The organism is Agathobacter sp., from assembly GCF_977054825.1.
The window spans coordinates 434057-442963 of record NZ_CDRTEH010000002.1 but is presented as its reverse complement, the minus strand read 5'-3'; the positions used below and the strand labels follow the sequence as shown (position 1 = coordinate 442963).

General features: G+C 44.1%; 4 protein-coding genes. 3 read left to right on the top strand and 1 reads right to left on the bottom strand.

The window, feature by feature from the left end:
• The first annotated feature begins 266 nt into the window (after positions 1-266).
• Together ACW6PM_RS04200 and ACW6PM_RS04195 are read left to right on the top strand one after the other, a co-directional pair.
• Positions 267-1970, top strand: coding sequence for an AAA family ATPase (locus tag ACW6PM_RS04200; protein ID WP_456056302.1), 1704 nt, complete (start codon positions 267-269; stop codon positions 1968-1970).
• A gap of 47 nt (positions 1971-2017) precedes the next feature.
• The gene (locus ACW6PM_RS04195; RefSeq protein WP_456056301.1) at positions 2018-3376 is read left to right on the top strand and encodes an MFS transporter; all 1359 of its coding nucleotides are present in this window, start codon (positions 2018-2020) and stop codon (positions 3374-3376) included.
• Positions 3377-3451: 75 nt separating this feature from the next.
• On the opposite strand, the gene ACW6PM_RS04190 is transcribed toward ACW6PM_RS04195, so the two are convergent.
• Positions 3452-7702, bottom strand: coding sequence for an acyl-CoA dehydratase activase-related protein (locus ACW6PM_RS04190; protein ID WP_456056300.1), 4251 nt, complete (start codon positions 7700-7702; stop codon positions 3452-3454).
• A gap of 312 nt (positions 7703-8014) precedes the next feature.
• Between ACW6PM_RS04190 and ACW6PM_RS04185 the strand changes: the two genes are divergently transcribed.
• A complete protein-coding gene (locus tag ACW6PM_RS04185; protein ID WP_456056299.1) occupies positions 8015-8857 on the top strand; it encodes a rhomboid family intramembrane serine protease in 843 nt (280 codons plus the stop codon).
• Positions 8858-8907: the final 50 nt, after the last annotated feature.

The window sequence follows — 8907 nt, the reverse complement described above, 5'->3', positions numbered from 1 at the left end:
CCTTCTTTCTACTGCTGTCAGAAAGAAAGATAACCTTACCATTTTTATATGAAAGAGTAAACCTTTACTGTGCGGGAGTAAATTCCACCACCAAATGTGGTGGTGGAATTTAAAATTTCATTTTTGGTTGGGCAACCATTGACGGTAGAGTATTGCTATATGACCTGCTAAATGGTAAAATCAAAATACACTGGGGTGGATGGTGAAGAACCAGTTCTTTTGCACATTACTCCAGAAGTACAGCTTCGGAAAGGAGCGTTTAAAGTATGCTGGGATTGAAAAAACTTCCGGTTGGGTTTGAAAGTTTTCAAGAAATTCGGAAGTTAGAATGCTATTATGTAGACAAAACGAAACTGATAGAGCAGCTTCTTGAAAATTGGAGTAAAGTGAATCTGTTTACAAGACCTCGCCGATTCGGGAAAACCTTAAACATAAGTATGCTTAAGAGCTTTTTTGAAATTGGAACAGATGCAACATTGTTTGATGGTCTTTATATCTCACAGAATAGAGAACTTTGCGGGGAATATATGGGAAAGTACCCGGTTGTTTGCTTGTCTTTAAAAAGCGTGGACGGGCTCACATTTGAGGAGGCACAGTACTCCTTGTGTGAGCTGATTGCCAGTGAGGCTAGACGTTTTAAGTATTTGCAGAATAGTGATAGATTAGATGACGATGAAAAGAAATTGTATCGTGATTTGATTTCGTTTCAAGAGGGGCGAGAAACTGTACTTGCGGCAAAGCTTAAATTTTCACTAAAGAAAATATCAGAGCTATTATATAAACATTATAATCAGAAAGTAATTGTTCTGATTGACGAGTATGATGTGCCGCTCGACAAAGCATTTCAGCACGGCTATTATAAAGAGATGGTATCTCTAATCCGGGGCGTGTTTGGAGAGGCATTAAAGACAAATGATTTTTTGCAGTTTGCTGTGTTGACAGGATGCCTTCGGGTTTCCAAAGAAAGTATATTTACCGGTTTAAATAATTTCAAGGTTTATGCTGCTGATGATGTTCAGTATGAAGAAGAATTTGGTTTCACAAAAGAAGAAGTAGAAAAACTCTTAGCTGACTACAATATGCAAGAGCATTTTTCGGAAGTTAAAGAGTGGTATGACGGTTATCATTTTGGGAATGTGGACATTTACTGCCCGTGGGATGTAATAAACTATGTTTCAGATTGGCTGACTGACCCGGACGCACGTCCAAAATCATATTGGATTAACAGTAGCGGAAATGACTTGGTTAAACGCTTTATTGACAAGGCTGATATAACCACAAAAGATGAAATCGAGCAGTTGATTGCTGGGGAGGCAGTTGAAAAGAAAATTCGGCTGGATTTGACTTATGATGAGATTGACAACAACATAGACAACGTATGGAGCGTACTTTTTACAACTGGCTATCTTACAAGGCTTGGAAAGAACGAGAACGATGTGTATAGTCTGGTTATTCCTAACAAGGAAGTTCGAGAGGTTTTCGTTTCTCAAATCAATGAATGGTTTAATGGAGTTGTGAAAAAAGATAGCTTCTCAACAAAGAAAATCATCGCTGGATTTCTTGAAGGAAAGACCGATGATATTCAGCTGGAACTGACAATGTTCCTTGGCGAAACGATTAGCATTTTGGATACGAAAGCCAGAAATGAAGAAAAGGAAAACTTCTACCATGGCATCTTAATCGGTATTTTGAAAAACTATTCCGGATGGGCGGTTAAATCGAACAAGGAGTCTGGTGATGGATTTGCAGATATTCTGATTAAACCTAAGAATCCTGATGTTGGTATCATAATAGAATTGAAGTATGCACGTTCCATGAACGAGCTTGATAAGGCCTGTGAAAGAGCAGTGGAACAAATCAAAGATCGCAGATACGACACAGAACTACGTGAGGACGGACGGAATGATATTCTTGCGTATGGAGTTGCATTCTGCAAAAAGCGTTGTAAAGTCGTAGTTGAAAAACTATAAGCAACAACCCCGCTCAAAGTATAGCGGATTATTTTGGAGGTATTTCTATGAAGCTTAAAACAGGACAAAAGTGCGCATTCGGATTTGGCGCATTCGGAAAAGATATTGTGTATATGCTTATTTCATCGTATTTGCTCTACTACTACAATGTAGTGCTTGGGATGAGCAGTGTGTTTATCGGTACGGTGATGATGGCTGCCAGGATTTTTGACGCATTCAATGACCCGGTGATGGGCATTATTGTAGCAAAGACGCGTACCCGGTGGGGCAGGTTCAGGCCTTGGATTTTTGCCGGCACGGTGCTCAATGCCGTGACCATTTATGCTTTATATGCCACACCTGAGTCTATGGGTGATTCAGCTCAGAGAGTATGGCTTACGGTGTTTTACTTTGCATGGGGCATTACATATACGCTTATGGATATTCCGTTCTGGTCTATGATTCCCGCAATCACTGAGCCGGGCAGCGACAGGGAGCAGCTTACATCGCTTGCGAGGACCTGCTCAGGCATAGGTGATGCTATCCCTACGGTGCTCACGATGACAGTGGTGCCTATTCTTGGTGCTGGTAGCTCTATGGCTGATTACAGGATTGGATTTAAGTGGTGGGCGCTTATTATAGCGGTAGTGTTTGTGATTTCTGAGCTTGTGTGTGTAGCCTGTGTGCCTGAAAGGCCGGTTGCCTGTAATGAGAAGCCCGGAAAGATATCTGATATGTTTAAAGCCTTATTTAAGAATGACCAGGCTATGACTGTTGTGGTCTCAATCATTCTCGTGTATACATCAATCAATATCTGTGGCAATCTTGTGCTTTATTTCTTCCGGTTTGATGTGGGAAACGAGGGGGCATATTCCATATTTGCTGCAGTTGCTTTTGCAGCACAGGTGCTTGTCATGATGGTTATACCGCTGCTTCGCAAGAGATTCAGCAAAAGTCAGCTTTTTATATCAGGATTTATTATTCAGATAGCGGGCTTTGCGGTGATACTTATCATGGCATTTGCAAAGCTCTACACTCCTCAGAGCTGGTACATACTCTGCCTGCCGGGTATTTTGATTTATCTGGGCTATGGTATGCTCAATGTTATCATGACCATATTTCTATCAGATTCTGTTGATTATGGTGAGGTGATGAATGGCACGAGAGAGGAGTCCGTCATTTTTTCGATGCAGACATTTACGGTAAAGCTCGCATCCGGTGTGGCAGTATTTCTGGCGGGGCTGGTAGTTGACTGGATTCATCTGGATACCGCGGTTGCGGTACAGACACAGGATACACTTGATGCTCTTCGCATGTGGATGACGATTCCGTCTGTTATTCTGCTCATCGTGGGCATATTTGTATTTAAGAGATTTTATAAGCTGGATGATGCTAGGATGGAAGAAATTAAATCTAAGCTTAATTAAAACTTTAATCTGAAGCAGACTTAAATTGCATACGAAAGTCAACAACGCCCATGCATGAATGCATGGGCGTTCTTTTTATTTCTTAAGTTTTTTCTGTGCCGTTGAAAGCATCAGCTTAATACGGTTCAGCTGGTTTACTTCAGAAGCACCCGGATCATAATCGATAGCCACAATATTGGCATCCGGATGATCATGTCTGATTCTCTTTATAACACCCTTACCCACAATATGGTTTGGTAAGCATGCAAAAGGCTGTGCACAGATGATGTTTGTGACGCCCTCATTGATGAGCTCAAGCATCTCACCTGTCAGGAACCAGCCCTCACCGGTCTGATTACCGCACGAAACGATAGGAGAAGCATACTCTGCGAGATCCTGCACGTGAGCAGTTGGCTCAAAGTGCTTACTCTTAGCCAGCTCATCCCTTGCATCCTTTCTGAGCCACTCGAAGAAGGCGATAAGACGGTTGTTCATAAACTTCGCTTTCTTAGAAGCTCCGAGATAGTCAGCCTTGAAATTCGTGTTGTAGCAGCAGTAGAGTAAGAAATCAGTCAGATCAGGCACTACAGCCTCAGCTCCCTCAGCCTCAAGCAGGTCAACCACATAGTTGTTTGCTGCAGGAAGGAACTTGACGAGAATCTCACCGACCACGCCGACACGCGGCTTAACCTCATCTGTCATAGGCAGATTGTCGAAATCTCTTATGATTTCGCGGCACATCTTCTTGTATTTCTTGTGAGAGAGCATCTTTGTGTTGCCGACAAAATCAATGACTCTCTTTTTCCATTTCTCATGGAGCGCATTGGCACTTCCCGGCTCTTTCTCATAAGGACGTACCCTGTAGAGACAGCGCATAAAGATATCACCAAACTCCAGCGCATACAGTCCGTGCTGGATGAGGCTTGGAGTAAACTTAAAGCCAGGGTTTTTCTCGAGACCAACCATGTTGATTGAGATAACAGGCACATCAGGATATCCGGCCTTTTCGAGGGCTCTTCGGATAAAGCCGATGTAGTTTGTCGCACGGCATCCGCCACCTGTCTGTGAGATGAGGATGGCTGTGTGTGTCATATCATAGTCGCCAGATTTGACGGCTGCCATAATCTGTCCCACGACGATTAGTGAAGGGTAGCAGGCATCGTTGTTTACGAACTTAAGTCCCACGTCCACACATTCCCTTGCAGGGATATCCGGTATGACCATGTTGTAGCCGGCTGCCTTAAAGGCAGGCACGAGGAGATCAAAGTGTATAGGTGACATCTGAGGGCAGATGATGGTGTAGTTGTCCTTTTTCATCTGCTCGGTGAATACGACACGCTCGTAGTTAGACGGCTTTAATTCACGCTTTTCATGCTTGGCTTCCTTGACTCTTATAGCGGCAAGGAGCGAACGGATTCGGATTCTTGCTGCGCCCAGATTGTTTACCTCGTCGATCTTCAGACAGGTGTATATCTTGCCTGAGCCTGTCAGGATATCGTTTACACAGTCGGTTGTGACCGCATCGAGACCGCAGCCGAATGAGTTGAGCTGGATTAAGTCAAGGTCATCACGGGTCTTTACAAAGTTGGCTGCTGAGTACAGTCTGGTGTGGTACATCCACTGATCCATAACGATGAGAGGTCTCTCCAGCTCGCCCAGATGGGATACGGAGTCCTCTGTCAGCACACAGATGCCATAGCTTGTTATGAGCTCAGGGATACCGTGGTTGATTTCAGGGTCCACATGGTATGGGCGGCCTGCGAGCACGATTCCGCGACGTCCGGTATCCTCCATGTAGTCGAGCACCTCCTCGCCCTTTCGCTGAATCTCAAGCCTTGTCATGGCAAGCTCCTTCCAGCCTGCGGCAACTGCATCACGAATCTGTGACTCAGGCAGGCTGAAATCACCCTTTGAGAAGGTGGCAACGAGCTGCTGGGAGAGAGTCTCCTCGCTCTCAAATGACATAAACGGATTTATGAATTTAACCTCGCCGGATGTTATCTCATCCACGTTGTTTTTGATATTCTCAGAGTATGATGTGACAATCGGGCAGTTGTAGTGATTGTTTGCATCAGCAAACTCCTTGCGCTCGTATGGCACTGCCGGGTAGAAAATAAAATCTACATTTTGCTTTATGAGCCAGCTTATATGACCATGTGTGAGCTTTGCAGGGTAGCACTCTGACTCACTTGGGATTGAGTCGATACCCATCTCATAGATCTTTCTGGTGGACTGTGGGGACAGCACTACAGAAAAGCCGAGACGCTTGAAAAATGTAGCCCAGAACGGATAGTTCTCGTACATATTTAAGGCTCTTGGGATGCCGACTGTACCGTGTGGCGCATCCTTTGGGTCAAGTGGCTCGTAGTCAAATATACGCTTGTTTTTGTATTCAAAAAGGTTTGGTATGTTATCCTTGTTCTTCTCCTTGCCCAGACCCTTTTCACAGCGGTTTCCTGTGATGTACTGTCTGTTGTCGGAGAATTTGTTTATAGTTAAAAGACAATGGTTTGTACAGCCCTGACAGCGTGCGAGCTTTGTGGTGTATGTGAGCTCATTTATCTGGTCGATTGTGAGCATTGTTGTCTTATAATCAGCCTCGTGGCGCTCACGTGCGATGAGTGCGGCACCAAAGGCACCCATGATACCTGCGATATCAGGCCTTGTGGCATGTACACCTGCGATTTTCTCGAAGCTTCTAAGCACGGCATCATTGTAGAAGGTACCGCCCTGGACTACGATATTTTCACCGAGGTCGCTTGCATCAGACAGCTTGATAACCTTGAAAAGTGCATTCTTTATTACTGAGTAGGCTAGTCCTGCCGATATATCTGCGACAGATGCGCCCTCCTTCTGTGCCTGCTTTACCTTTGAATTCATGAAAACCGTACATCTGGTTCCGAGGTCGATAGGGTTCTTTGCAAAAAGAGCTTCCTTTGCAAAATCCTGAACCGAGTAGTTTAAGGACTTTGCGAAGGTCTCAATAAATGAGCCACAGCCTGAAGAGCAGGCCTCGTTGAGCTGTACTGAGTCGACAGTCTGGTTCTTTATCTTGATGCACTTCATATCCTGACCACCGATATCGAGGATACAGTCTACCTTTGGATCGAAGAAGGCTGCTGCATAGTAGTGGGCAACGGTCTCTACTTCGCCGTCGTCCAATTTTAAAGCTGCCTTTAATAAAGCCTCTCCGTAGCCTGTAGAGCAGGAATGTACGATGTGCGCATCCTCAGGAAGCTTTGCGTAAATCTCCTGGATAGAGCGGATGGCTGTTGCGAGAGGGCTTCCGTTGTTGTTGCTGTAGAATGAGTACAAAAGGTCTCCGTCCTCGCTCACGAGAGCAATCTTTGTGGTGGTGGAGCCTGCATCTATTCCGAGATAGCAGTTGCCCTTGTATGTAGAAAGGTCACCGGTCTTTACGTGATTGTTGCCGTGACGCGTTGTAAATTCATCGTAATCAGCCTGATCCTTAAAAAGAGGCTCCATACGTGCCACCTCAAACTCCATCTTGATGCCGTTTGAGAGGCGGTCGATTAAGGATGAGAGTGTAGTGACAGAGTTGTCTTTATAGTTTAATGCAGAGCCTATTGCTGCAAACAGATGAGAGTTCTCAGGAACGATGGTGTGCTCGTCATCGAGGTTTAAGGTTCTGATAAATGCTGATTTAAGTTCTGACAAAAAGTGCAGAGGACCGCCAAGGAAAGCAACATGTCCCTTGATTGGTTTACCGCAGGCGAGACCACTGATGGTCTGGTTTACCACTGCCTGAAAGATTGAAGCGGATAAATCCTCGCGTGTGGCTCCCTCATTGATGAGAGGCTGGATATCTGTCTTTGCAAATACTCCGCAGCGGGCTGCGATAGGGTAGATGGCCTTATAGCTTTTGGCGTATTCATTTAGACCTGTAGCGTCTGTCTGGATGAGAGATGCCATCTGGTCGATAAAAGAGCCTGTACCGCCGGCACATATGCCGTTCATACGCTGCTCCACGTTGCCACCCTCGAAGTATATGATTTTGGCATCCTCACCGCCCAGCTCTATTGCCACATCAGTCTGTGGTGCGTAGTGTGTGAGTGCGGTAGATACAGCTATAACCTCCTGTACGAATGGCACCTCAAGGTGCTTTGCAAGAGTGAGTCCGCCGGAGCCTGTTATCATAGGACAAACTGAAAGGTCACCTGTCTTGTCGTAGGCCTTTCTGATAAGGGACTCAAGTGTCTCCTGGATATTTGCAAAATGACGCTCATAATCGGAAAAGAGGATATTGTCATCGGCGTCAAGAAGTGCAATCTTGACGGTTGTTGAGCCGATATCAATGCCCAACTTATGTAAGCTGTTATTTTCCATAGTGGTTCGTTCCTCCGTTAATATATTACTCATATAATTTTTATATATCTTTCTTCTTATTAAAATATATAATTGTTCTATTTTCAAAACAGAGATTATTATACGACAGATATCGACAAATTACAATGACTATAATTATAAAGAATTTGTGAATAATTCGTAGTCTCGTTGACAAAGTATGATTTAACTATCATAATAAATTTTGTAATGATCGCTGCCCTTTGCACTATAGTGTAAAAGGCAGTAATAATATGACAGGAGGATGCAGACTCGTGGTTTTTTATTGCACCAAAACCATGTCTGCTAAAATGTATGAACTGGCTTAACAAACTAGAACAAAAATATGGAAGTAAAGCGATTCCAAATATTACGAGAATATTTATCGCTGCGAATCTGATAGGCAGTGTGCTGCTTTTGACAAAGGGCGATGTGGTCCTTTATTATCTGCAGTTTTCGGCCTCTGCTATTTTGCACGGACAGGTATGGCGCCTTATAAGCTGGGTGTTTGTGCCGAGTGGCAGTATATCATTTTTACAGCTTTTGTTTATATTCTGTCTGTGGACGCTCGGAGACAGCATGGAGTCATATCTTGGCTCATTCAGGATGAATGTTTACTTTTTCGGAGGCTTTTTGCTGTATGATATAGCAGGCATGCTTATTTTTGCAGTGACGGGTGTATCCATCAAGCTGACTATGTACTATATACTTATATCCATGTATCTGATGCTTGGTCTTTTGATGCCGGAGGCAGAGGTGAGGCTTTACTTTGTGCTTCCTATAAAGATGAAGTGGATGGTGCTGGTTTACTTCGTGATGTTTGCATATGATGTGTATACCTATATGAGCTTTGGATGGCCGACTGGATTGGCATACGGCTCAGAAATCGTTCTTGCACTTATAAATCTGTTAGTATTCATTTATGGCTGCAAGCACAGGCTTTCATTCAGACAGAATATGCACCAGAGGAAGAGAAAGGCTCAGTTTAAGTCTCAGTTTTCAGAGCCTCGTCCGGGCAGCGGTATCTCACGCCACAAGTGCTATATATGCGGCAGAACCGAGTTATCAAATCCTGAATTAACATTCAGATACTGCTCAAAGTGCACAGGCAACAAGGAATACTGTCAGGATCATCTGTTTACACATACGCACGTATAACATACATGCACTACTTTTTTTAATTCATTGACAAAGTAAACCGATGAATT

Bases quoted from the DNA above. Each gene is read 5' to 3' on its own strand.
- ACW6PM_RS04200 (WP_456056302.1), top strand. From the start codon at position 267: ATGCTGGGATTGAAAAAACTTCCGGTTGGGTTTGAAAGTTTTCAAGAA.
- ACW6PM_RS04195 (WP_456056301.1), top strand. From the start codon at position 2,018: ATGAAGCTTAAAACAGGACAAAAGTGCGCATTCGGATTTGGCGCATTC.
- ACW6PM_RS04190 (WP_456056300.1), bottom strand. From the start codon at position 7,702: ATGGAAAATAACAGCTTACATAAGTTGGGCATTGATATCGGCTCAACA.
- ACW6PM_RS04185 (WP_456056299.1), top strand. From the start codon at position 8,015: ATGAACTGGCTTAACAAACTAGAACAAAAATATGGAAGTAAAGCGATT.